General features: G+C 40.4%; 22 protein-coding genes. 12 read left to right on the top strand and 10 right to left on the bottom strand.

Annotated features, from left to right (window positions below; genetic code table 11):
- Positions 1-141: 141 nt before the first annotated feature.
- The 3 genes from ACOQOA_RS00605 (at position 142) to ACOQOA_RS00595 (ending at position 2,456) form a co-directional block, all read left to right on the top strand.
- Positions 142-729 carry a sigma-70 family RNA polymerase sigma factor gene (locus ACOQOA_RS00605; RefSeq protein ID WP_420546762.1) on the top strand — a complete coding sequence of 196 codons (588 nt, stop codon included), beginning with the start codon at positions 142-144 and terminating at the stop codon, positions 727-729.
- Positions 726-1,388 carry a ChrR family anti-sigma-E factor gene (locus tag ACOQOA_RS00600; RefSeq protein WP_420546761.1) on the top strand — a complete coding sequence of 221 codons (663 nt, stop codon included), beginning with the start codon at positions 726-728 and terminating at the stop codon, positions 1,386-1,388. Before ACOQOA_RS00605 ends, ACOQOA_RS00600 begins: the two co-directional genes overlap by 4 nt.
- Positions 1,389-1,664: 276 nt before the next feature.
- Entirely contained in the window at positions 1,665-2,456 is a 792-nt protein-coding gene (locus ACOQOA_RS00595; RefSeq protein ID WP_420546760.1) for an ion transporter, read from the top strand.
- A 10-nt stretch (positions 2,457-2,466) separates the two neighbouring features.
- Here the strand turns inward: ACOQOA_RS00595 and ACOQOA_RS00590 are convergent, their stop codons facing one another.
- The 3 genes from ACOQOA_RS00590 to ACOQOA_RS00580 form a co-directional block, all read right to left on the bottom strand.
- A complete protein-coding gene (locus tag ACOQOA_RS00590; protein WP_420546759.1) occupies positions 2,467-5,070 on the bottom strand; it encodes a nitrate- and nitrite sensing domain-containing protein in 2,604 nt (867 codons plus the stop codon).
- A 158-nt stretch (positions 5,071-5,228) separates the two neighbouring features.
- Positions 5,229-5,609: a winged helix-turn-helix transcriptional regulator gene (locus tag ACOQOA_RS00585; protein ID WP_420546758.1), complete on the bottom strand. Its 381-nt coding sequence runs from the start codon at positions 5,607-5,609 to the stop codon at positions 5,229-5,231.
- A 120-nt stretch (positions 5,610-5,729) separates the two neighbouring features.
- Positions 5,730-6,161 (bottom strand): cupin domain-containing protein, encoded by a 432-nt coding sequence (locus ACOQOA_RS00580; protein WP_420546757.1) that lies wholly within the window; start codon positions 6,159-6,161, stop codon positions 5,730-5,732.
- Positions 6,162-6,493: 332 nt separating this feature from the next.
- Between ACOQOA_RS00580 and ACOQOA_RS00575 the strand changes: the two genes are divergently transcribed.
- Positions 6,494-7,627 carry an aromatic ring-hydroxylating oxygenase subunit alpha gene (locus tag ACOQOA_RS00575; RefSeq protein ID WP_420546756.1) on the top strand — a complete coding sequence of 378 codons (1,134 nt, stop codon included), beginning with the start codon at positions 6,494-6,496 and terminating at the stop codon, positions 7,625-7,627.
- Positions 7,628-7,674: 47 nt separating this feature from the next.
- Here the strand turns inward: ACOQOA_RS00575 and ACOQOA_RS00570 are convergent, their stop codons facing one another.
- Positions 7,675-8,532: a LysR substrate-binding domain-containing protein gene (locus ACOQOA_RS00570; protein WP_420546755.1), complete on the bottom strand. Its 858-nt coding sequence runs from the start codon at positions 8,530-8,532 to the stop codon at positions 7,675-7,677.
- Between the two features lie 100 nt (positions 8,533-8,632).
- Between ACOQOA_RS00570 and ACOQOA_RS00565 the strand changes: the two genes are divergently transcribed.
- Positions 8,633-9,658 carry a permease gene (locus ACOQOA_RS00565; protein WP_420546754.1) on the top strand — a complete coding sequence of 342 codons (1,026 nt, stop codon included), beginning with the start codon at positions 8,633-8,635 and terminating at the stop codon, positions 9,656-9,658.
- Between the two features lie 69 nt (positions 9,659-9,727).
- On the opposite strand, the gene ACOQOA_RS00560 is transcribed toward ACOQOA_RS00565, so the two are convergent.
- Positions 9,728-10,672, bottom strand: a complete 945-nt coding sequence (locus ACOQOA_RS00560; protein WP_420546753.1) for a PDR/VanB family oxidoreductase — start codon at positions 10,670-10,672, stop codon at positions 9,728-9,730.
- Between the two features lie 154 nt (positions 10,673-10,826).
- Here ACOQOA_RS00560 and ACOQOA_RS00555 point away from each other — a divergent pair, with 154 nt between their 5' ends.
- Both ACOQOA_RS00555 and ACOQOA_RS00550 read left to right on the top strand, forming a co-directional pair.
- The gene (locus ACOQOA_RS00555) at positions 10,827-11,723 is read left to right on the top strand and encodes a LysR substrate-binding domain-containing protein (RefSeq protein ID WP_420546752.1); all 897 of its coding nucleotides are present in this window, start codon (positions 10,827-10,829) and stop codon (positions 11,721-11,723) included.
- A 115-nt stretch (positions 11,724-11,838) separates the two neighbouring features.
- Positions 11,839-12,993: an aromatic ring-hydroxylating oxygenase subunit alpha gene (locus ACOQOA_RS00550; protein WP_420546751.1), complete on the top strand. Its 1,155-nt coding sequence runs from the start codon at positions 11,839-11,841 to the stop codon at positions 12,991-12,993.
- Between the two features lie 70 nt (positions 12,994-13,063).
- On the opposite strand, the gene ACOQOA_RS00545 is transcribed toward ACOQOA_RS00550, so the two are convergent.
- The 3 genes from ACOQOA_RS00545 to ACOQOA_RS00535 form a co-directional block, all read right to left on the bottom strand.
- The gene (locus ACOQOA_RS00545; RefSeq protein WP_420546750.1) at positions 13,064-13,960 is read right to left on the bottom strand and encodes a transporter substrate-binding domain-containing protein; all 897 of its coding nucleotides are present in this window, start codon (positions 13,958-13,960) and stop codon (positions 13,064-13,066) included.
- Positions 13,961-14,035: 75 nt separating this feature from the next.
- The gene (locus tag ACOQOA_RS00540) at positions 14,036-14,944 is read right to left on the bottom strand and encodes a DMT family transporter (RefSeq protein WP_420546749.1); all 909 of its coding nucleotides are present in this window, start codon (positions 14,942-14,944) and stop codon (positions 14,036-14,038) included.
- A 9-nt stretch (positions 14,945-14,953) separates the two neighbouring features.
- The gene (locus tag ACOQOA_RS00535) at positions 14,954-15,820 is read right to left on the bottom strand and encodes a LysR substrate-binding domain-containing protein (RefSeq protein ID WP_420546748.1); all 867 of its coding nucleotides are present in this window, start codon (positions 15,818-15,820) and stop codon (positions 14,954-14,956) included.
- A 110-nt stretch (positions 15,821-15,930) separates the two neighbouring features.
- On the opposite strand from ACOQOA_RS00535, the gene ACOQOA_RS00530 reads away from it, so the two are divergent.
- Entirely contained in the window at positions 15,931-16,635 is a 705-nt protein-coding gene (locus ACOQOA_RS00530) for an SDR family oxidoreductase (RefSeq protein ID WP_420546747.1), read from the top strand.
- Complete coding sequence (locus tag ACOQOA_RS00525; protein WP_420546746.1) at positions 16,625-16,888, top strand: DUF6552 family protein; 264 nt, start codon at positions 16,625-16,627, stop codon at positions 16,886-16,888. The genes ACOQOA_RS00530 and ACOQOA_RS00525 overlap by 11 nt, the downstream gene beginning before the upstream one ends.
- Here ACOQOA_RS00525 and ACOQOA_RS00520 read toward each other — a convergent pair.
- Positions 16,838-18,061, bottom strand: coding sequence for an MFS transporter (locus tag ACOQOA_RS00520; protein ID WP_420546745.1), 1,224 nt, complete (start codon positions 18,059-18,061; stop codon positions 16,838-16,840). The two genes, ACOQOA_RS00525 and ACOQOA_RS00520, sit on opposite strands and share 51 nt — an antisense overlap.
- Before the next feature lie 153 nt (positions 18,062-18,214).
- Positions 18,215-18,715 carry an EF-hand domain-containing protein gene (locus ACOQOA_RS00515; protein ID WP_420546744.1) on the bottom strand — a complete coding sequence of 167 codons (501 nt, stop codon included), beginning with the start codon at positions 18,713-18,715 and terminating at the stop codon, positions 18,215-18,217.
- A gap of 236 nt (positions 18,716-18,951) precedes the next feature.
- Between ACOQOA_RS00515 and ACOQOA_RS00510 the strand changes: the two genes are divergently transcribed.
- From ACOQOA_RS00510 to ACOQOA_RS00500, 3 genes are all read left to right on the top strand, one after another.
- The gene (locus ACOQOA_RS00510; protein ID WP_420546743.1) at positions 18,952-19,677 is read left to right on the top strand and encodes a response regulator; all 726 of its coding nucleotides are present in this window, start codon (positions 18,952-18,954) and stop codon (positions 19,675-19,677) included.
- On the top strand, positions 19,674-21,143 hold the full coding sequence (locus ACOQOA_RS00505) for an ATP-binding protein (protein WP_420546742.1): 1,470 nt from the start codon (positions 19,674-19,676) through the stop codon (positions 21,141-21,143). The genes ACOQOA_RS00510 and ACOQOA_RS00505 overlap by 4 nt, the downstream gene beginning before the upstream one ends.
- 64 nt (positions 21,144-21,207) lie before the next feature.
- The gene (locus ACOQOA_RS00500) at positions 21,208-21,684 is read left to right on the top strand and encodes a hypothetical protein (RefSeq protein WP_420546741.1); all 477 of its coding nucleotides are present in this window, start codon (positions 21,208-21,210) and stop codon (positions 21,682-21,684) included.
- Positions 21,685-21,705: the final 21 nt, after the last annotated feature.

Here is a 21,705-nt window from a genome sequence, read left to right as displayed (position 1 = left end):
TCACATAAGCGTGTGATTTTTAGTTATTTATTAGAATTTTAGGGTATAATTTAAAAAATTGTGATCTAGATAATCTCGCCGACCGTAAAAACTTCGTATTTAACGATGCGGAAGGCCCTGAACGTGCAGGAAGTCGCTACTTTGAAAATAACACAGACAGATGGTGGTGTTGATACTCTTAGTCTTGAAGCTGCGGATTTAGCATCTTTACTCAAGCTTGTTGCCCAGCAAGACCAACAGGCATTTGCCATCCTGTTTGATCATTTTGCACCTCGTATCAAGGCCTATATGTTTAAACTTGGAAGTTCTGAATCCATGGCAGAAGAATTAACCCAAAAAACAATGCTAAAGATTTGGCAAAAAGCTGCTTTGTATGATGATACCAAAGCTGCGGCCAGCACTTGGATTTTCAGGATCGCGAGAAATCTTCGAATTGATGATCTTCGTAAAGAAAATCGGTTTGAATATGACGAACATGATTTCGCCCTAACAGCCGACACAAGTGATAATGCAGAAATCACGTTGGACAAGGCGCAACATGCGCAGCTTATTCAAAAGGCACTTTCGCATCTAAAGCCAGATCAAAAAGAAGTAATCGACCTTTCCTTCTACCAAGGACTAAGTCATGCAAAAATAGCAGAGAGACTTGACCTTCCTCTTGGTACAGTAAAGTCGCGCATCCGATTGGCTTTCTCCAAATTAAAAGAACATGTGGAAGTGTTAAGATGAGCAATATCCATCACCACCTTACAGATGCTACATTACTATCATATTCGGCAGGTAACCTAGCCGAACATATGTCCTTGGTTGTCGCAACCCATTTAGCTATGTGCCCTGCTTGCCGAAAACGTATGGAAGACATGGACACCATTGGTGGCATTGAATTATATGCAGGTGACACTATGGCCGTTTCAAACGATATCAAAGACACGCTTTTCGCCATGCTGGATCAACCAATCATAATGGAGGAAATTAAAGTTGCCGATAGAAAATCTGGTGACTCAGATGTTCCTCAACCATTGGGGCAGTTCTTGCCTGACAATTTACAAAATATTCAATGGCGTAATATGGCCCCAGGCATTAAACAATTTCCTCTAGAAAATGTTCAAGCGGGGAATGGAACTGTATGCTTATTAAAGATTGCCCCAGGCGTTACGATCCCTGAACATGGGCATGGTGGCACTGAGCTAACCTTGATCTTAAAAGGATCCTTTAGCGACGAGGTTGGCCGTTTTAAACCAGGCGACATTGCAGATCTTGATGAAAATACAGAACATCAACCTATCGCAGATACAGCAGAAGATTGCATATGTTTAATAGCTACGGAAGCGCCTTTAAAATTCAAAAGCCTACTTCCAAAAGTCATGCAATATTTTGTTGGGATGTAATACACAAATATAAACCAAATGATATTCGTACTTTAAGCACCTCTTATTAGCCTCATCCTTAGGTGCAAAAGGTTAAAACTCAATACAATACCCGAAACAATGTTTCGGCACCATATAAGCCTTCAAGAACTTCTTGAAGGCTTTTTGTTTTAATACTTCGTTGTATATGCACAATCAAAGTTTACACTTTCTATAAAGACATTATATAACGTCGACGGTACGTTAGATCTTGCCATTTTTAATTGATCATTCCCGTGAGCAGAGCGACATTCAGATATGCAATTCATCGTTTCAAAAGCAAAAGCTATTACAGAAAACACAACCTTTAGAAATGCCATTTTAGGGGTCATTATCTTTAATGCGATTTTGTTAGGATTAGAAACCTCCCCTGCTCTTCTAGAAAGCTATGGCTCCATTCTCATATTTTTGGATCGGCTATGTCTGAGCATCTTTGTCATAGAACTTGCGTTAAAACTTATCGCACAACAATTCCGCTTCTTTAAAAGTGGATGGAATATTTTTGATTTTATCATCGTTTCTATTGCCTTTATCCCAAATGCAGGCGGCTTAGCGGTCCTAAGAACCTTGCGTATTTTCCGCGCCTTTAGATTATTTGCAGCTGTTCCTAGCATGCGTCGCCTTGTGGCTGCACTGTTAAAGGCCATTCCGGGTGTCTCATCTGCGATCGGATTATTGGCAATTTTATTTTATGTATCTGCTGTGGTGGCGACCAGCTTATTTGCAAATGCCTTTCCTGAATGGTTCGGATCTCTTGGAAAGACTCTGTTTACCCTATTCCAGGTGATGACTTTGGAAAGTTGGTCCATGGGTATCGCCCGCCCTGTAATTGCAGAATTCCCTTATGCATGGATTTTCTTTGTCTTCTTCATTCTAGTGACAAGCTTCACCATGTTAAACGTCTTCATTGGTATTATCGTGGATGCCATGTCCAGCATCAAAGAAGAAGAACATGCAGAACAACAATCAGAGCATGATAATCAACTTGATCAAAAACTGGACGAAATCAGCCAACGCTTACAGGTGATTGAGAAATCATTAAAAAATTAATTACAAAAGCTCAGTCTTTCATTTCCTCGTGAAGGACTGAGATTATATCCCGGGCCATGGCAGGTTTATAGATATAACCTTTCATAACGCCATTATCATTTGCTTTTTCATCATGAAGCACATCCGCGGTATAAGCAAAAATTGGCGTGTCGTTATTCATATTTTTATCTTGCTGAATACGTTCTGCAGTTTGCATACCGCTCAGTCCTGGCATATGAATATCCATCAAGATTAAATCGAAATGTTCTGTTTCAGACAACTTGATCGCATCTTCCCCATTCAATGCATAACTTACTTTTGAGCCCAATGGTTCCAGATACGATTTAACGATCAAGATATTGGAAAAAACATCATCCACGACCAATACATTTGCTGTTAACGCTTGATGAGCAGCAACTCCATTTACTTTTTTGTTATTTGGGAAATGGTCGATGATATCCGATATGTTTTCAGCAACAAAAGTGACTTTAAATGCGCTTCCCATGCCGACATTGCTTTTTACCTCAATGCCACCACCCATAAATTCTGCGATCTTCTTACAAATAGTCAACCCCAGTCCGACCCCGCCATAAGTTCGTGTCAAAGAGGTATCCACCTGCATGAAGGGATTAAATATATCTTTCATTTTCTTAGCCGGAATACCAAGACCAGTATCTTTAACTTCCAAGATAATTCTGACTTCACGTTTATCCAGTTTTTCGGCCTTAGCTTTAACAACGATTTCGCCATTTTCAGTAAATTTAATCGCATTTGCCATCAGGTTAATAAGAATTTGATTGATCCTCTTAGCATCACTCAGGATAACTTTCGGGAAATCATCTGTTAACTCAAAGGTAATTGCATTTCCTGATGCCTTAGCCTGACTGGCATATGTTGATTTTAAATTCCCCATAATTTCCCCCATAAAGACGGGGTTATTTTCAATTAAGATACCTTCTTTACCTGTATGCGTAAGATCTAGAATATCGTTCACAATACCAAGCAAATGGGTACCGGAATCGAAAATATGTTTCGGGTATAATTTAATGGCTTCCAAACTCTTAGGACTATTACCGAACTCACTGACCAATAAATCAGAAAAACCAATAATAGCATTTAATGGCGTACGCAATTCGTGGCTTATCATTGCTAGGAAATCGATCTTCGCATCATTGGCTTGTTTCGCTGCATCCAATGCATTTTCCATTTCATGATTTGCTTGTTCAACCAAAGACATATCTTGGGCCGCGGCTATTACTTGTACACCATCCGCTGTCACCACGCGGTTCAATGCAATTCGAACTGGCACACTATCCCCATTTTTATGTTTCGCATGTACCGTACGCCCCAAAAACATGATGCGTGGAACCTCACCGGTTGGGTCTTTTGGCATCGACATATATTCTTTGCGATGCTTTGCATGGGTTCGTGAATTCACACCAGCGACAATTTGATCAATATTTAAATTCAAAAATTCTTCTGGTTCATATCCAAGAAGCTCTCCCGCACCAGAATTTGTTCTCTTAATTTGACCATCATCCCCAACAACAAAAAGCGCACCTGGTATTTTTTCCAAGAGTAAATTGAGCTCTTCATTTTGAATTTTCTGAAACTTATTGCTTTCTTCCGCTTGCCATGCATTGCGTAGAGCAACCGTCCCTAGTCCTACACAGACAACAAGCAAGATTACAGTCACGGCTAAATTCAAAATGAATATTTGTTGTGCATTATTTTGTGCATTCGTTGCAATTTTAATGAGCGTTGCTGCGATCTGTTGTTCGACATCATGTAAAATATCAATCATTTTGGCGTTCACATCAGACCACTCTGAAGCATCTATTTGCTTTAGGTCACCTGTAATAGGAAAATCCAGAATGATATTTTCCATACGGCGGATATCGTGAATGATAGGGTTGGCAATTGCTATTTCGTGAAATTGGACATCTTCTGGATCACCGAACAGTTTGAATGATTCCAGTTGATTATCTTGGGTCGCTATCAAACTAATAAATCGGATATAAACCTCCTCTGAGACTTTTCCTGCACCAAACGCGCCTGCACCCAAAGCTCTTTTCTCGCCGGCCTGCTCTTTCGCATTGATATAATAAAGGTAAGAACTTATTTGCTTACTAACGCGTGAGTCATGACTAGCGATAAGTAATACATCCAAAATATGAATCAGTTTGCTAATAATTTCAGTGTATTGAGAAGTAGTTTCTGCAATTGTCATACTTTCAGTATCAAGCTGGCGACGAACTTGCTGTAGCAATCTTTCTGTATGTAAGGCTGTTGCGGTAATTCTTGGGATAAAATCTTCTTGAGCAAAGCTTGCTAAATCGGCATTTAATTGACTATTTTTCTCATCCGTTTTTTGTCTCTGAATTGGTAAGTCATCTACAAATACTTGTTTGCCAGATCCTATATATCCGGTGGAAACACCACGTTCTTGCTGTATCTCATACACAAGAGAACTTACATCAACAGCAAGATTAGCAAGATGTTCAATTTGTTTATATTTTTCAACCTGCCTATAACTTTCAGACAAGTGATATGCAGCATATCCAAGCAAACAAATTATCGGTATTAAGAAACCAATAAGGATGAGTGGGTTTTTTCTTGTTCCTAACAACCACATAATTATCGCAGCCTTATAATATTAGTGTTGTCGTAACTTATGAATTTCTAATATTAAATCATGAATAGATATTTATTTCAACTCACCTACCTATTCGATTAGAAACATTCCAGCTGTGATTATTGTACCCACCCCCTGTAAACCGTTTAAAACCTTAGCTAGAACAACTGTTTTTCATTATCCTTTTTCGTGTCATATTTTTTATTATTTTCATGAATGAGATGCATGTTTTCCTCTGACCAATATTTAATTTGTCGAACAATAGCACTCAAATCTGAGGCAAAAGGCGTCGCCTTATATTCAACACGTAAAGGCATTTCGTCATATACGGTTCGTGTAAGAAGACCATCACGTTCAAGGCTTCGTAAATTTTCCGTCAGGACTTTTTGAGAAATACCTTCGATCTGGCGTTTAATTTCGCCAAACCGCATGGGCTCCTCTTTTAAAAGAGCGAGGATCAACAGAGGCCATTTACCACTTAATCGCGCGACAATCGAACGAGATGGGCATATCTTCAAAAATGCATCTGGATCAATCATATCGACCTCCCATATATATGAGTTAGATTAAACTTCACTTCATTAAATATAAATTACGATACTATTTAAAATATCCCAAATCATAGACGTGATGATCCGGGATATTTCATAAATCATTATTTATTCAGGAAATACGATATCTCTGGCGCCAACAAAATCTAATACATTGATGCATACTTCAGGGCCTGCACAGCGATCTGAATGGGCTTCACCTCCCCGGATTAAAGTATAAGCCTCTTGTGCTGTAGAAACTTCCTCGCCATGTTCATCAATATGAACCCAGTTCCCCTGAACGGCGATTCCCCAGTAATCATTGGCGTGAAGATGTGGTGGAATTTCAACGCCGGGCTGGATCTTAAATGCGAAAACAGCGCTATTATCTTCTTCCTTTCCCCATAGAATTGCCATTTGAGCACCTTCAAGGCCAGTTTCTTGCCAAGCAACATCATCGAATTTGAAAACATGATCGCTCTCTGCTTGAGCATTAGTTGTTACAGCAATCATCATCGCACAACCAAGAGCTATAAGTTTTATAAATTGTTTTATTAACATAAGTGACCTTTCCGTCGGTTAATCTGTTTTTTGGATGGCCACATAAATTGCGATCTAAGTATCTTTGGTCAATTAGGTACCTTTTGGTAACTATCTATTATTTCTTCAATATTGTAGTGAACTTCATAAATTTATTTATACCTTACGCATTTAATAACCGCTTAGTTGATTGATTAAATTACGTTTATTTTATAATTAGAAAATAACTAATCAAAAGTTAGTTTAATTATACTATTCAACATCAAGCGCAGCTCTAAAGTGATTTTCATAATAAAAAACACCATGAATATGCCAATCCACAACGGCATATAAAAACAGGTAGGAAGATCAGAATGGCAGACACAGTTCGCATTGAAGACGCACACGCGCGCTACAAAGGTTTATTTTCAGACCTCAAGAAAACTTCACGGGATGCACAGCAAACACTGCATCCACAAATCTATACCGATCCAGATTTTTTAAATGTTGAGTTACAGGAAGTTTTCCAAAAAGAGTGGCTCTGTGTCGGCCGTGTAGATGAAGTTCCAAATAAAGGGAATTACACCACGACTAAGTTGCTAGGAGAACCTCTCATCGTCGTACGAAGTGACGAAGATACGATTAAAGTTCTTTCCAATATTTGCCGTCATCGCTGCATGCAGGTTGCTTCTGGCAGCGGCAAAACTCGTGGCTTTTCCTGTCCCTATCATGCTTGGCGTTACGACCTTGAAGGACAATTAATTAATGCCCCTCTTATGACTGCTGAAAACTTTTCTTTGGATGAACATCGGTTAAAGGAAATCAAGTCGGAAATCTGGCAAGGTTTTATCTATGTTAATCTTGATGGAAATGCAGAGCCATTGTCACCACGCCTGACGGAACTAGATAAAATTCTTACGAACTACCACACCGATGAAATGATCCATCATTTCGTTGAAGAAGATATCTGGGATGCAAATTGGAAAGCCTTGGTAGAGAACTTTATGGAAGGGTACCATTTAAGTTTTGTTCATCCGGGAACATTACGTCCAATAACCCCAACCAAACAGGCAAAAAAACTACCAGATGGACCCGGTTTTACTGCTTATGCAGCAGATTATGAAGATGGATATGCCGCACGGCGTTATGATCATAAAGATTTAACCGAAGAAGAACGTAACCGTTCCACTCTATTTTGTGTCTTTCCTTCACAAGTGGTATCACAATCCCCTCACCTCCTAGTCTATATGGCTATTCAACCCTTAACCGTAAATCAGTTAAAGATAAGATGGAGCATTTCCGTACGTGATTCAGAAATGATCGAGACAGAATTTGATAAATTACTGACCTTATGGAAACAGGTGAACCAAGAAGACAAAGTGAAACTTGAAATCCTTCAGCAAAATCTTACATCCATGCATGCGGATACGGGTCCACTGGCTCAAGAAGATTTAGAGGGTACAATTAAAGATTTCCATCGTTACTTGGCCAAGCGCTTAAATGCGTAAGCGATTTAAATATTATGAAGTGTATATGCGCCTTTGAGCAAACATATTCACTTCATAATCCCAAAAGCTCTCCGGATTGCAACAGCCATCGCTTCGCAAAGTTCAACATTAATATTTCGACCATATTCAATAACAAGCTTGGACGTTGGTAACGGTTTGAATCCCGATTTCATATTAAGTTGAACCATATCAGGGGATAGCATTTCTCTATTTAGAATTCCAATAGCCACACCAGCCTTAACGGCAGCTGCCACCCCGGAAACACTCTCACTAGAATAAACAATCTTGAAGGGCCTTCCGCTTTCTTCAAGCGAGCTCAAAGCAACATCACGCCACCAACAATCAACATCAAATAAAGCAACAGGCAGTATATCTTTTTTATGTACGTTATGAATACGTGATGACGCCCATAAAATATGCTCTTCTCTTATGAATTCCATATTGGGACCGATTTCAGGAACTTCATGTACCGCGATATCCAACCTACCTGAAGACAACGCTTTTGAAAATTGTGAACTCATCGAGCGTTGAACATTTAGTTCGACATTTGGATTATCTCTCGCGAAATCAGCGATAATAGAGGACAGTAAATCAGAACTATGATCGTCACGAATACCGATACAAAGAGAGCCCGATAATTCTGCACCTGTTAACTTATTAAATATATTATTCAACTCGCCAACAATGCTTCTTGCTACAGGCTCAAGTTCTTCTCCCACTGAAGTCAAACGCACGCCGCGTCCATGGCGTACAAAAACTTCCTTTCCAATCAATTCTTCCAGCTTGCGAATTTGCACACTAACAGCGGATTGAGTGCGATGTATTCTCTCTGCGCCAGCTAAAATACTTCCAGTATCTTTCACCGCTAAAAAAGTTCTGAGTAAATCACTATCAAGGTTAGGCATATCAAGATATCGTTTTTATGAATATTAGAATTAAATATTATTCGTTTTATCGAAATCTTTCAAGTTGATATTTAGAATACTAACAATGAAAGGATAAGACATGACAGAACGTATAATTTCTATGTTCAAAATATCACCGAGGACTTCTCTAATCCGGTCAGTTATAATTTTGATGATGCTTCTTGCACTTCTAATACATCCAACAAAGACCCAAGATACATTCATTTTTATCGTAAATAGTCTCTATGAAGTTTCCTATTATGTCATTCCCGGAATCATTATTGCAGCCTGGATACAGGCCAGTGGAGCAAGCGGGCGTATTGCACAAACCTTTAATGGAAATCTGTTCAAAACAGTTATTTTGGCGTCCCTTATTGGGTCTGTGACACCTGTTTGTGGCATTACAGTCCTCCCCTTGATGACAGGCTTGCTAACAGCAGGTGTTCCACTTGCCCCTGTCATGGCATTTTGGTTATCTTCCCCTGTAACAGACCCCGCGATGCTGGCAACAACTGCTGCAACGTTAGGCCTTAACTTTGCAATAGGAAAAACATTGGCAGCTGCCGGACTGGGACTATTAGGTGGCAGTGTGACGGCCTTGATAAGCAGAAAACCTTGGGTAGGATCCCCACTCCGACAAAACATTCTTATCTCTAAACTCGGTAAAACATGTATGGCTGAAACCATTAAATGGGATATATGGCGTTCATCCGCACATAGAGCACATTTTCAATCTCAGTTTATCGCGACGACACGCCTAATTCTAATCTGTCTCATTCCAGCTTTTGCAGCAGAATTCATATTGCAAAGTATATTGGAACCAGCCTCACTCACACCATATATAGGTGATGATATATGGTGGTCTATCCCACTTGCCGTCATTGTTGGTGCACCTATGTATCTTGATGGATACGCTGCCCTACCGTTAACACGGTCTTTGATTGATCATGGAATGTCTATCGGCGCAGCAATGGCCTTTCTGGTCTCTGGTGGTGTGGTTAGTATCTGGGGAGCAATGGCTATTTTCCCCGTATTAAAAATTAGGCCATTTTTGCTATATCTTGTTGTAGCTATAACTGGGTCGATTATGGCAGGATTTATATTTGGCTTGATCCTTAAATTATGACAGAAGATCTCTAGAGTATCGGATGGATAACTGTGCATCTGATACTCTTATACAAATATTGTCTAACTATTAAAGATCCAACACTAGTTTCTCAGATTTCGCACGAGAGATACAAACGCACATAAATTCATTTGTGTCCTGTTCTTCCTGACTTAGCACTTCATCGCGGTGATCGATGTCACCTTCAAGTACATCTACGATACAAGATCCACATAGACCTTCAGAACATCCAAACTCGACTTCAATGCCATGTTCCTTTAGAACTTCAAGAATAGTTTGATCCGGTAAAACATCGTATATCTCACCCGTCGATTTCACTTCAATTTGAAAACTCTCTTTTTCATCCTGACTTGCATCAGAAGACGCTGAAAAACGCTCAAAATGGACTTTCCCGCCATCTAGGCCTTTGCCAGCTTCAATTAATGCATTCAAAAGTGGTTCCGGGCCACAGGTATATATATCCCCGCCATTCGGTATATTTTTAATTAGCCCAGCAATATCAAACATGCCGTCTTTATCATCGCAATGGAGGTTATAATTTTCCTCAAGCGATAGCTTCAAAAACGCATCATGAAAAGCTGCCATCGATTCATCCCGTACAAGATAATGCAGTTTGAAATCGATATTTTTACCTTTCAGGAATTTTGCCATAGCAAAAATTGGTGTGGCACCAATGCCACCAGCAACCAAAGTAAGTGGTTTAGAAATATCCTGTAATTGGAAATGATTACGAGGACCGCCGATATCTAGTTCATTCCCTGTTTCCAGCTTATGCATGGCAAGGGAACCACCACGGCCATTATCTTCGCGCTTAACCGCAACAGACAACCATTTTCCATCTGCATCCCATTCCCAGATCGAATATTGGCGCGTTAAATCATCTGCAAGATGAACATCTACATGGGCACCGGCCTCCATCCCTTCAAAACGTCCTTCTATCGCTTCGAAACGGAAATCGGAGATATCATCACTTAACTTAACAATATGAGCCAAACGCGCCTTAAGAGTTCCCATAAAACATCCTCTATCTTGATCAGTATTTTCTTTTTATCTGCCTATGTCAGCTTTAGCTAAAAACTAGTCGTCTAGACAATACTTAAAATTATCATTTATAGTTTAGTTAATCTAATTCAAAACTAAACTTATAATCAAGATGGATATCCGGATCATGGCGCGTCGATATTACCAGTTACCTTCCCTGACAACTTTGGCTGTTTTTGAAGCCGCAGCCCGTCGCATGAGCTTTAAAGATGCCGCAGGTGAATTAAATGTGACGTCTGGCGCTGTAAGTCATCAAATAAAAGCGTTGGAAGAAGATTTGGATGTTCAGCTTTTTGACCGGAAATATCGCGGGGTGGAGTTAACCGAAAATGGGCAAATTCTTTTCGAAACTCTTGAAAAAAGCTTCGGCGAGATTTCACGCACTTTAGCTTCCCTTAGAAAATCACCAAAAGATCAATCAGTAACCATTGCCTGCACATCTGCGGTATCCGCATTATGGCTTACACCAAAGGTCAGCACCTTCTGGCGAGAACATTCCAATATCCCAGTGAATCAAATCATTTCCGACGGCCCTATGCGTTTCACCGAAAATCCAGATTTACGTATTCAATACGGTCGACAAGATGAAAGCGAATTGGAAGAAACTATTTTATTTCAAGATTACTTGGTGCCTCTTTGTGCGCCAGCTTTGGCTGAAAAACTCAAAGGCGCAAAAGTTGAAGATCTAGCTCAGCAACATCTTTTCCACCTGATAGCAGAACATGAAAGTTGGACCACTTGGGAAAATTGGTTCAAGCAAATGGGATATAGAGGGAAAATATCAATCGGTTCAAAAGTTAATAACTATACGATTGCTTTGCAGGCAGCCCAAGAAGGCACAGGGTTAGTGCTTGGATGGCAGACATTGGTGTCACCTTTACTTAAAACACAACAGCTCGTTGCCCTTGAAGAGTTTCGTATGAAGGCACCAAAGAGGTTCTATATCGCCTATCAACCAGAGGCACATCTGTCCGAAAATGCATGTATTTTAAAAGATTGGCTGATGTCCCATAGCGAAAGTTAGATTAGGATCAATTGAATTCATTTCAATTCAAACTTAAGTTTTCTGATATTGAAGCATTCTAAGTTTTCTTCCAATAGAGAGACAGATAAAAACAACGTGATTGGGAGAGACAAAAATGTCCGCGCAAACAAATTTGAAAGATGTGCTGCAACCTGTCGAAAAAGCCAAAGGTTTGCCAAATGCACATTACATCGATCAAGATGTTTTTGACGAAGAAAAACAAGCAGTTCTATTCAATAACTGGTCCGGTATTGGTTATGGTAAAGACATCCCCGCTGCAGGCGACGCAAAGCCAATAAATTTTCTTGGTATGCCCTTGTTAATGGTTCGTGATCGCGATGGTGAAATTGGTGTCTTTCAAAATACATGCCGTCACCGCGGGATGATTTTGATTGAAGAACCGACCAAAGTACGTGGCCCAATTCGCTGCCCTTATCACGGTTGGTGCTATGGCTTAAAAGGTGAGCTTCGCACGACACCGCATGTTGGTGGCCCGGGTAACAATGAACATGAAGACATCAAACTGGATGAATTAGGCCTAATCAAAATTCGCTCTTACGTCTGGCATGATATTGTTTTCGTAAATATCAATGGAGACGCACCTGATTTTACCGTTGCCAATGCAGCTCTCATGGAAAGATGGAAAGAGTTTGATCAGCCGATGACCCATGGTGGTCCGGAATCTTCAGTTAAACTTCAACTAAAAGCGAACTGGAAATTAGCTGTAGAGAATTATCTTGAAAGTTATCATCTGCCATTCGTTCACCCAGGCTTGAACAGTTATTCTCGTCTGGAAGATCACTATAACATTGATGAATCCGGTAAATATGCGGGCCAAGGAACTTTAGTTTACCAACAATTGGAAGGCGAAGGCGGGCATAAATTCCCTGACTTTGATGACCTCAGCGACAAATGGGATGAGGCAGGTGAGTATATCGCTGTTTATCCAAATGTACTTCTTGGCACTCATCGCGATCACTTTTTTACAATCCTACTTGAACCAACAGGTTTGAACGAAACAACCGAACATATTGAGCTTTACTATAAAGATGAAGCCGTCAAGAACCCTGAAATGGGAACAATGTTGGCAACCAATGCTATTCGTTGGAAAAGCGTTTTAGAAGAAGACATTTTTGTGGTTGAAGGTATGCAGCGTGGCCGCAAAGGAGATTTGTTTGACGGTGGTAAATTCTCACCTGCAATGGATGGCCCAACACATAATTTCCATCACTGGGTGGCAAGTAACTTGGAAGCGTCTCGAAACGCTTAAAATTCTGATCTCAACATTCGTTGAGAAAAACTTAAGGCGCATGGTAAAACATCATGCGCCTTTTTTCTCATTATTCATCATTAAGATCATTAAAAGCCTGATCGACCATTTGACTATATTGCTGATGTATATTTTCAGGTAACCAACGCATATGCACGTGCTTCAACGCTTCTGATGTTCTCAGTTCTTTAAAGATTTCATTTGCCGCAATTATAAAATTGTTATTCCAATCGCCTTTAGAACAAGCAAGATGTGCCATAGAATAATCTTCAGATTCATCCATCACCCGAAAATATGACAATCCTTCTTCAATACCACTCACTGCAGAGTGATAACTAACTTCTTCCGCATATGCAAAATGTGCATTCTTCGCTGATCTTGTAAGATTTTTCAAAACACCGGCTAGCGCTTCTCGTGAGGAATAGGTCTGTACAACCCCACTATCTATCAGTGCTTTATTCTTCACAATCTCTTCAATCGCAGCCTCATAACTACGTGCAGTTTCGCTCCAATATGTAAGATTAATGGATTTACGTATTTCGCTTAAATTTACTTCGCCATCCTCATCCTGAAAGCCATTTATCAACTCACTAATATGTGGACCAACGACTAAACCATTCCCTAATGACAACGCAAAAAGGATTGAGAAATCCAGAAATTCCATTCTCTCTGTAGTTTTTCGAATAGCAAAGCTACAGACGGCGCGGCCACTTCGTGCATCTTTAAAGAAACGTGCAAAATTCGCTTCGCGGAAACTAAAGCTGAAATCATTTTGAAGATCAGTTGAAACTTGTTGTGCGATGTAATCTAAAACACCAGTCTTCTTATAATCGCCTTCGAGAATATGAAACGGCGGAAAATTTTGGACATAAATGTCTATTTGTTCTTTGGCATGCACCAAATTCGGTGCACATATTCCCAACAGAACAACAAACCGAAACAAAATAATACCAAATCGTTTTCTCATCGAAATACTTCCAGTCAAAAACTGATATGACCATGATAAACAATTTCAATAGCAGGAACAAGTAAGACCTGTATTCTATGCGGGTTTAGCTCTTTTAATCAATAAGATAGCAACGCCACTCAAGACGGTGAAAATTCCAATAAAATGAAATAATTCTAATCCCTCACCTAAAATTATGGCTGCACCTACAACAGCAAAAACCGGAAACATATATAACAAAATCCCAACCTTGCTAGGACCTAGAACTTTAACTGCATTATTCCACATTAAGTACGCCAAAATTGAAGCAAATAGACCCACATAAAGAATTGCCAGAATATTGGTCTGCGTGAATTCCATCGGTTTGATATGATAATGTTCATAAATAGCAAATGGTAACAGAGACAACATACCAACTGTAAAAGTGAAAAGAACGAAACTTCTTTGTCCCACACCTTCCGGACGTTTTTTTAACAACACAGAATAAATTGCCCAAGATACAGCCGCCGCCAAAGCCCATATTTCACCTTGCCCAATGGAGACTCTCTCTAACTGCAGTAGGTCACCTTTCGTAAGTAACACACATACACCAAGGATTGATAAAGCAATACCAAGCCAATCGCGTTTTCGAATTGGATCTTTAAACAATAAATTTGAAAACAACAGAATTAAAGCAGGTGTCCCACATATCACCATAGTGGTGTTTGCAACAGGGCTTGTCTGCAACGCTATGTAAACGAAGGTATTATAATAACTTACACCTGGTATGGCGAGTGCCAGCAAGATAGGCAAATTTGCACGTATGACCTTTCTATCTCGCAAAAGGGGGCGAATGGCAAAAGGTAGAAAAACGACACAGGCTAACAACCAGCGCCAAAACGCTAAGCCTACTGGTGGTAGATCTGCCCCAAGTCCACGTGCCATAATAGCGTTACCAGCCCAAATCATTGTTGTAAGCACAGCACAAAGAACCGCAAACAAAGCTGCATTACGAGAAGTTTCCATCTTTTATCCTTAATTCATTTGCTGCAATAACCATTGGGTCAAATGTGCAGTCGCCTTACTGTTTGATTTTTTTTGACTTGGATATACCAGATAGAACCCAACCGGGTCCTGTTTAGGGAATTCCCATAATATCTTCAACTTGCCATCCTTGATTGAGGATTGGAGTAATATCTTAGGAACTAGGGCGACTCCATCCCCATTAATAACAGCATCCATCGCCAAGGCCGTTTGATTGAGCTGCAAAGAGTTAGATTTTACTTTAATCCCTTCTGCTTCAAACAATTTACGCCAATGTGAATGCGCATCTTCAATCAGTTGAGCTTTGGTAAAATCAGCAATACTTTCAATAGGACCTAATGTCTCCGCATAAGACAGGTTACTGATTGCAACCAGTTCAATTGGGGATAAATAAACATGTTCTAAACTATTCCCAAAGGGAGGCTTTCCCTGTCGTATCGCAAGATCAATACCGTCAGATTTAAAGTTGGCAAGTGCTTCACTAGCAACCGTATTTACTTCGATCGTTGGAAATTCCTTTGCGAAATTCATTAATCGTGGCACGAGCCATTTGGATGCCAGAGATGGTGTCACACTCAAAGTAATCCTGCTAGAGGAAGGCAATAACTCATTTGTTGCGCGCTCAATAATCTCCAATGCTTCATGTATAGATTTGTGATAACTGGCACCTTCTTTTGTAAGGGCTAAGCCACGCGCCAAACGTTCAAAGAGAATAATTCCAAGATCAGCTTCTAATTGGCGAACCTGCTGTGCTACAGCACCTTGCGTCACATTCAACTCATTAGCAGCAAGCCGAAAATTCAAATGACGGGCAGCAGCATCAAATGCATATAAAGATTTTAGATTTGGGCGTTTCATTTGAAGCCAATAGTTTTTCTACATCCTATGTCATTTTATATGATTTGTTGCATGATCAGATCAACCTTATCTTTACACTAGATAAATGAAATGAATTTGAGGACATAATCATGATTGATCAAAAAGTGGCCGTCATCACAGCTGGCGGAAGTGGCATGGGTGCAGGTGCAGCAAAGAAACTTGCCGAAGATGGTTTCAAAGTGGCGATCTTATCTGCATCAGGTAAAGGAGAAGCTTTAGCAAATGAATTGGGAGGCTTGGGTTTTACGGGCTCCAACCTTGTTCATGCGGATTTAGAAGCTTTCGTAAAGAAAGTCCTCAAAGAATATGGACGTATTGATGTGGTCGTAAATTCCTCCGGTCACGGCCCAAAGGGGGATATCATGGAAATCAGTGACGATGATTGGCATTTAGGCATGGATTACTATTTGATGAATGCCATTCGAATGTCTCGTTTAGTCGCACCTATCATGGTTAAAAATGGCGGTGGCACAATTTTAAACATCTCAACATTTGCTGCTTTCGAAGCTGATCCGACCTTCCCCACATCAGGTGTCTTTCGTGCAGGGCTTGCAAGTTACACAAAATTATTTGCAGATAAATTCGCTGCAGATAATGTGCGCATGAATAATATTCTACCCGGTTTTATCGATAGCCTTCCAGAGACAGAGGAACGCCGCAGTCGTATCCCAATGGGACGTTATGGACATGAAAACGAGGTATCAGGTTTAATCTCTTACTTAGCATCTGACGCAGCAGCTTATATTACAGCACAGAATATCCGCATTGATGGAGGCATCACACGTGGCTTCTAATTCTATCTCTGTAAGTTTAAATCCGCTGAATATCCGTCGTGACCAGTTCGTCTTGATACTCAAATGGATGGCATCCATTATTCAAATTGCTGGTTATGCGACAACCGCATTCGGCCTGACACCTTTAAATATCTACTTATTTCTCGCCGGGCTGATTGGCTGGTTTATTGTGGGAATATTCTGGAATGACCGAGCCATCATGCTAATCCATCTGATTGCCCTTGGTAGTATGATCATAGGTATGAATAGTTAAGGTAACAGAATCACCTGATTGCAAATATCCAATCACACACAACACGCAAGCGCCAACACCCAGATAGATTGCCGTCATGTGAAATTGATCAAAGCCACTATGAACGATTATCTCCCCCCCAATATAAGGAAATCCAAACAGACCCGTAAGATGAGCTAAAACCATAACCTGCATAGTCTGCGCTAAATTTTCTTGATCTGATTGATTTGCCGTAATGCCTTGAATTATTGGCGTCATCCCACCTAATCCGACACCACCAAGAAAGGCTGAAATCATATAAATCCCCCAACTTCCTTGCATATAAATCATGCCAACTGCACCGCCAATTGCGACAATAAATAAAGCACCGATATGGAAATAGGAAAAAGATGAAAGTTTGTAACGCATCATAGCAAATCTACTGACAAGTACTGCAACCGTATAAACGATAAAGAAGTCTGCATAGCTTAGCTCATTCGTCTGCGCCCATTTAGCCTGAAAATTATTTAACCCGACATACATACTTGCCATAAGTAACGTTATTACGATTGGTATCATAGAAGGTGATCGTAAAACTTGAATAAAAGATGCAACATCCAACACCATTGCAGTATTCAAATTGCCTGTCTTTTCTAACTTATTTAAAGGCTTCTTCAGAAACAGAAACAATGCAGAACTGCACAGGCAAACGATACCCATCACCCAATAAACATCAGCATAAGAAAATCCTGCCTCATAAAGAAAGCGCCCGATAACGGGAGATATTCCAAATCCAATCATGAATACAACAAGATCAATTGAAAATAGCTTTACGCGTTCCTCCGGCCAGCAGATTTGAGAAAGAACCATCACTTTTGTTGAAAAGAAAAGTCCCCAACCAGCCCCAAAAAGAAGTGAGGCAATAATACTCAAAACCGAAATACTTTCTAATAGCCCATAAAAACCCAATCCACTGAACAGAAGTAAGCCTGAAAAAGCAAAACTTCCCATACGTCCAACTTTATCAACAATTTTTCCTGATAATATGACAATTGCAATCGTTGAAATACCCGCAACGAGCTGTAAACGACCGGCATCAGCCTCCGTTGCGTTTATGCCTTCTAACAAGACTGGCATCAACAAAATCATACCATAGGCGCCTGAATGAAACAGGATCGCAAGAAAATACAAACAAAAAAAAGATCGACGGGACATAAAGGACCTTCACAAGATTATTTTATCCTTCCTGCCATCTTTGAAGGTTTTAGGAAATATCCAATTTAATTTTTGTCATCAGGCCAAATAAAAAACGCCCGCAATATGCAGGCGTTTTCGAGAGGTATTTTCTTGAGCAAATTTTGAGAATAATTAACCGCGATGATAATCGTCATCATCGTCATCGTCGTCATCATGACGTGCATGTTTCTTGCGTTTTTTAATCTCGTCTTTGGTAACTTGACCATCGTCATTTCGATCCATGCGGTTAAACATACGATCCAATGGCATTGCAATTTCTTCTAGGGTGATTTGTGCGTTACCGTCATCGTCCAGGAATTGGAAACCATCAACCATGCGACTGCGCATTTGTTCAACCCACATTTTTTCAAATTCTTCCAGGTCGATCATTTTGTCACCATTCACATCAAACTGTGTAACTTTCACAACCTGCCATTCTTGCAACTCAACCTTATCAATAGCCCCGTCAGAATTGGCATCGATCTCATCCATATTTTTCACAATTGGATGCATACCGTGCATTTTTTTACCATGCCCCCATTTACCGCCAGCGTAACTGATCCCGGAAATAATCGGTGTAGCAACAACAGCAACAGCGGCAGCAGCAACAATAAATTTGGTTGATTTCTTCATTTCAGGTTCCTTTCGTAAATCCCGGTTCAGTTTTTTGAACCAGCCTGTTAATTTCTGTCTCCAGCAATTAAGCATGCAAAACCTGAAATACGATCCCGATTTTGTTAAAAAGGGTCACGAATTGTATCATGCAAAGCCTATGATACATTTTGATACATTTTTTTGTTCCAAAAGGGGAAAAGCTTGGTGCATAAAGGGGTTAGGAAATACGAAAAACATAAAAAAGGTGTAACAATATGGCAGATAGCAAACATATCTTAGTCGTCGATGACCATCGCGATATTCGCGAACCGTTGGTGCGTTATCTGTCTCAAAACGGCTTTCGTATCAGTGATGCAGAAGACGCAACCACAGCTCGTCAAATATTAAACGGCAATTCCATAGATCTGGTTGTTTTAGATATTATGATGCCCGGTGAAGATGGCTTGTCATTATGCAGACATATCCAAGCAACAAGTGAAATACCTGTTATTTTGCTAACAGCTATGGTCGATGATACGGATCGTATTATAGGCTTGGAAATGGGCGCAGACGATTATGTAACCAAACCATTTAACCCACGTGAGCTAATTGCGCGTATCAAAGCAGTTCTTCGTCGTACTGAAGCCCTCCCTCCAAAAACGGTCCAAACCACGGATGGGCCTGAAATATTCCAGTTCGCAGATTGGAAACTGGACAGCACAAAGCGTGCCTTAATAGATACGAATGATGTCACACATCCCCTAAGCACAGCTGAATATGATCTGCTTTATGTTTTTGTTACTCATCCCAATATGGTGTTGAGCCGTGATCAACTATTAGACTTGGCGAGGGGTAGAGATGCGATCCCTTTTGACAGAAGTGTAGATAATCAAATCAGTCGATTGCGAAAAAAATTGGAAAAAGACCCAAAAAACCCTGAATTACTTACAACAGTTTGGGGCGGCGGATATATGCTCACCTCCAAGGTTGATACATTATGAGGAAATTCATTCCAAAAAGTCTTTCAGGACAGATGATCATCCTAACTTTGATTGCAATTATTTCTGCACAAGTAATCGGGATTAGTATTTTTGCAGATGAAAGACGCGATGCCTTACGGGCGGCATCCAACCAACAAGTCTTGGTTCATACAGCATCAGTTGTAAAACTTTTATCTTTTGCCCCAAAATCACAAAGAAAAAATATCATCAAAGCCTCTACAACTGACGAGTTCCAACTCAGCTTGACGAAACGTCCCAAAATAAAACGCCGTTTCAAAAAAGACTGGGAAGCCGATATGCGTTTCATCCTTGCGATGATGGTTGACGATTATGCAGATGAAATCCATTTACGCACCAAACGCGACCGACGCGAATGGTTGCAATGGCGGCATGACGATCATGACATGCATGAAAATCGTCGTGAATGGTTCAAAAAATGGGGCGATGATCATCATATGCGATATGAGGACGAGGATGAGCTGGAAGAAGAAATGGAGGAACATCTTCCAGCGCCCCCTGCGCTAGGTCGACTGCGTGAAAATTTAAACATCTCAGTAAAACTCAAAGATGGCACATGGCTCAATGTGAAAAGTTATTCTGTACCGGGCTCTCCTCTATGGGCTCTTCCTTCATTTATTGCCACATTCATAAGCGCGGCTGCTATTATTCTCATTGTTATTATTATGATGCGACGTGTGACCCAACCCGTAAAAGCCTTAACCAGTGCAGCGGAGAAATTTGGGCGTGGTGAACATGTCGATCCTTTAGCATCAATCGGCCCTTCAGATATCCGCGCTGCAAGTCAGGCCTTTAATCAAATGCAAGAAAGACTGGATCGTTTTGTTAAAGATAGAACACGCATGTTAGCCGCTATATCGCATGATTTGCGGACCCCAATTACCGCTTTACGTATTCAAGCTGAATTCATAGGGGATGAAGAATTACGCGAGAAAATCCTATCTATTCTTATTGAAATGCAGCGTATGACCGAAGCGACCCTATCCTTTGCTAAACAAGATGCATTAAAGGAAGAGAGTGAAGAGACAAATCTTCATGCCTTATTGGAAAGCATAAGCCATGATTATCAAGACATGGGCAAAGAAGTGACTTTTGAAGGTGAGGAAAATGTCATCCAAAACTGCCGCCCGACATCACTAAAACGCGCATTGCGCAACTTAGTCGATAATGCATTAAAATATGGAGAGGCCGCCAATATAACTTTGGAAACGAGTAATTCAGAAACACGCATCAAAATTTCTGATCAAGGCCCGGGTATTCCAGAAAATCTTTTAGAGCAAATTTTCGAACCATTTGTTAGACTAGATGAAGCACGTAATACAGAAAGCGGAAGTGTTGGTTTAGGATTAGCGATAGCCCGATCCATTGTAAACGCACATGGTGGTGAGATTAGTGCAGAAAATATCGATCCCAATGGATTAAGAGTTACCATCCGCCTACCACGTTAAGACGATGAAACATCCAACTTCCTCCCTGTATCGTAAAATCTCTAGCGAAAGGGAGGAGGTTCATATGCCCCAATCGTTAAGATACACACTGGTGATTTTTGTTTTAGCAACCATACTTACAAGCCTATACGCCAAAGCCCAACAACTCGTTTTTCCCAATCCTGATCTGAGTCCTCGACAGGTTGTTTCCATACAGCTTAAAGCACTTGCAGATGTAAGAAATGAAGGAAGTAGCGGGTTTCTTCAAACATGGATATTTGCCCATCCAAGGAATAAAGCTGTAACAGGTCCCATCGAAAGATTTGCTTTGATGTTACAGAGCCCGGATTATGTCGTGCTGTTATCAGCTAATAAACACAAGATTGTAGATGTATATCAAAAAGATAATTCCGCCTTTCTTTTTGTCGACATCTTAAATCAGGAAGACGAATTAATCGCTGTTTTCAGATGGGAATTAGCTCAGGCACGCTTAGAAGATAATTCTCTTGTCTGGATGACAACAAATGTTCGACGCCTTCTAAAACCTGATGATCTCACATAAAAAAGCCCGGGTCTATGCCCG

The sequence above is a fragment of the Curvivirga sp. genome, from assembly GCF_965219885.1.
GTDB lineage: Bacteria > Pseudomonadota > Alphaproteobacteria > UBA8366 > Aestuariispiraceae > Curvivirga.
Note: the sequence above shows the minus strand (reverse complement) of the source record. Positions and strands in the feature narration are given on the sequence as shown.

Excerpts from the sequence above, each read along its gene's own strand:
- ACOQOA_RS00505 (WP_420546742.1), top strand. The coding sequence starts at position 19,674 with ATGAGGAAATTCATTCCAAAAAGTCTTTCAGGACAGATGATCATCCTA.
- ACOQOA_RS00585 (WP_420546758.1), bottom strand. The coding sequence starts at position 5,609 with ATGATTGATCCAGATGCATTTTTGAAGATATGCCCATCTCGTTCGATT.
- ACOQOA_RS00600 (WP_420546761.1), top strand. The coding sequence starts at position 726 with ATGAGCAATATCCATCACCACCTTACAGATGCTACATTACTATCATAT.
- ACOQOA_RS00575 (WP_420546756.1), top strand. The coding sequence starts at position 6,494 with ATGGCAGACACAGTTCGCATTGAAGACGCACACGCGCGCTACAAAGGT.
- ACOQOA_RS00530 (WP_420546747.1), top strand. The coding sequence starts at position 15,931 with ATGATTGATCAAAAAGTGGCCGTCATCACAGCTGGCGGAAGTGGCATG.
- ACOQOA_RS00590 (WP_420546759.1), bottom strand. The coding sequence starts at position 5,070 with ATGTGGTTGTTAGGAACAAGAAAAAACCCACTCATCCTTATTGGTTTC.
- ACOQOA_RS00515 (WP_420546744.1), bottom strand. The coding sequence starts at position 18,715 with ATGAAGAAATCAACCAAATTTATTGTTGCTGCTGCCGCTGTTGCTGTT.
- ACOQOA_RS00510 (WP_420546743.1), top strand. The coding sequence starts at position 18,952 with ATGGCAGATAGCAAACATATCTTAGTCGTCGATGACCATCGCGATATT.
- ACOQOA_RS00545 (WP_420546750.1), bottom strand. The coding sequence starts at position 13,960 with ATGAGAAAACGATTTGGTATTATTTTGTTTCGGTTTGTTGTTCTGTTG.
- ACOQOA_RS00500 (WP_420546741.1), top strand. The coding sequence starts at position 21,208 with ATGCCCCAATCGTTAAGATACACACTGGTGATTTTTGTTTTAGCAACC.
- ACOQOA_RS00595 (WP_420546760.1), top strand. The coding sequence starts at position 1,665 with ATGCAATTCATCGTTTCAAAAGCAAAAGCTATTACAGAAAACACAACC.
- ACOQOA_RS00565 (WP_420546754.1), top strand. The coding sequence starts at position 8,633 with ATGACAGAACGTATAATTTCTATGTTCAAAATATCACCGAGGACTTCT.
- ACOQOA_RS00540 (WP_420546749.1), bottom strand. The coding sequence starts at position 14,944 with ATGGAAACTTCTCGTAATGCAGCTTTGTTTGCGGTTCTTTGTGCTGTG.
- ACOQOA_RS00555 (WP_420546752.1), top strand. The coding sequence starts at position 10,827 with ATGGCGCGTCGATATTACCAGTTACCTTCCCTGACAACTTTGGCTGTT.
- ACOQOA_RS00560 (WP_420546753.1), bottom strand. The coding sequence starts at position 10,672 with ATGGGAACTCTTAAGGCGCGTTTGGCTCATATTGTTAAGTTAAGTGAT.
- ACOQOA_RS00580 (WP_420546757.1), bottom strand. The coding sequence starts at position 6,161 with ATGTTAATAAAACAATTTATAAAACTTATAGCTCTTGGTTGTGCGATG.
- ACOQOA_RS00535 (WP_420546748.1), bottom strand. The coding sequence starts at position 15,820 with ATGAAACGCCCAAATCTAAAATCTTTATATGCATTTGATGCTGCTGCC.
- ACOQOA_RS00550 (WP_420546751.1), top strand. The coding sequence starts at position 11,839 with ATGTCCGCGCAAACAAATTTGAAAGATGTGCTGCAACCTGTCGAAAAA.
- ACOQOA_RS00520 (WP_420546745.1), bottom strand. The coding sequence starts at position 18,061 with ATGTCCCGTCGATCTTTTTTTTGTTTGTATTTTCTTGCGATCCTGTTT.
- ACOQOA_RS00570 (WP_420546755.1), bottom strand. The coding sequence starts at position 8,532 with ATGCCTAACCTTGATAGTGATTTACTCAGAACTTTTTTAGCGGTGAAA.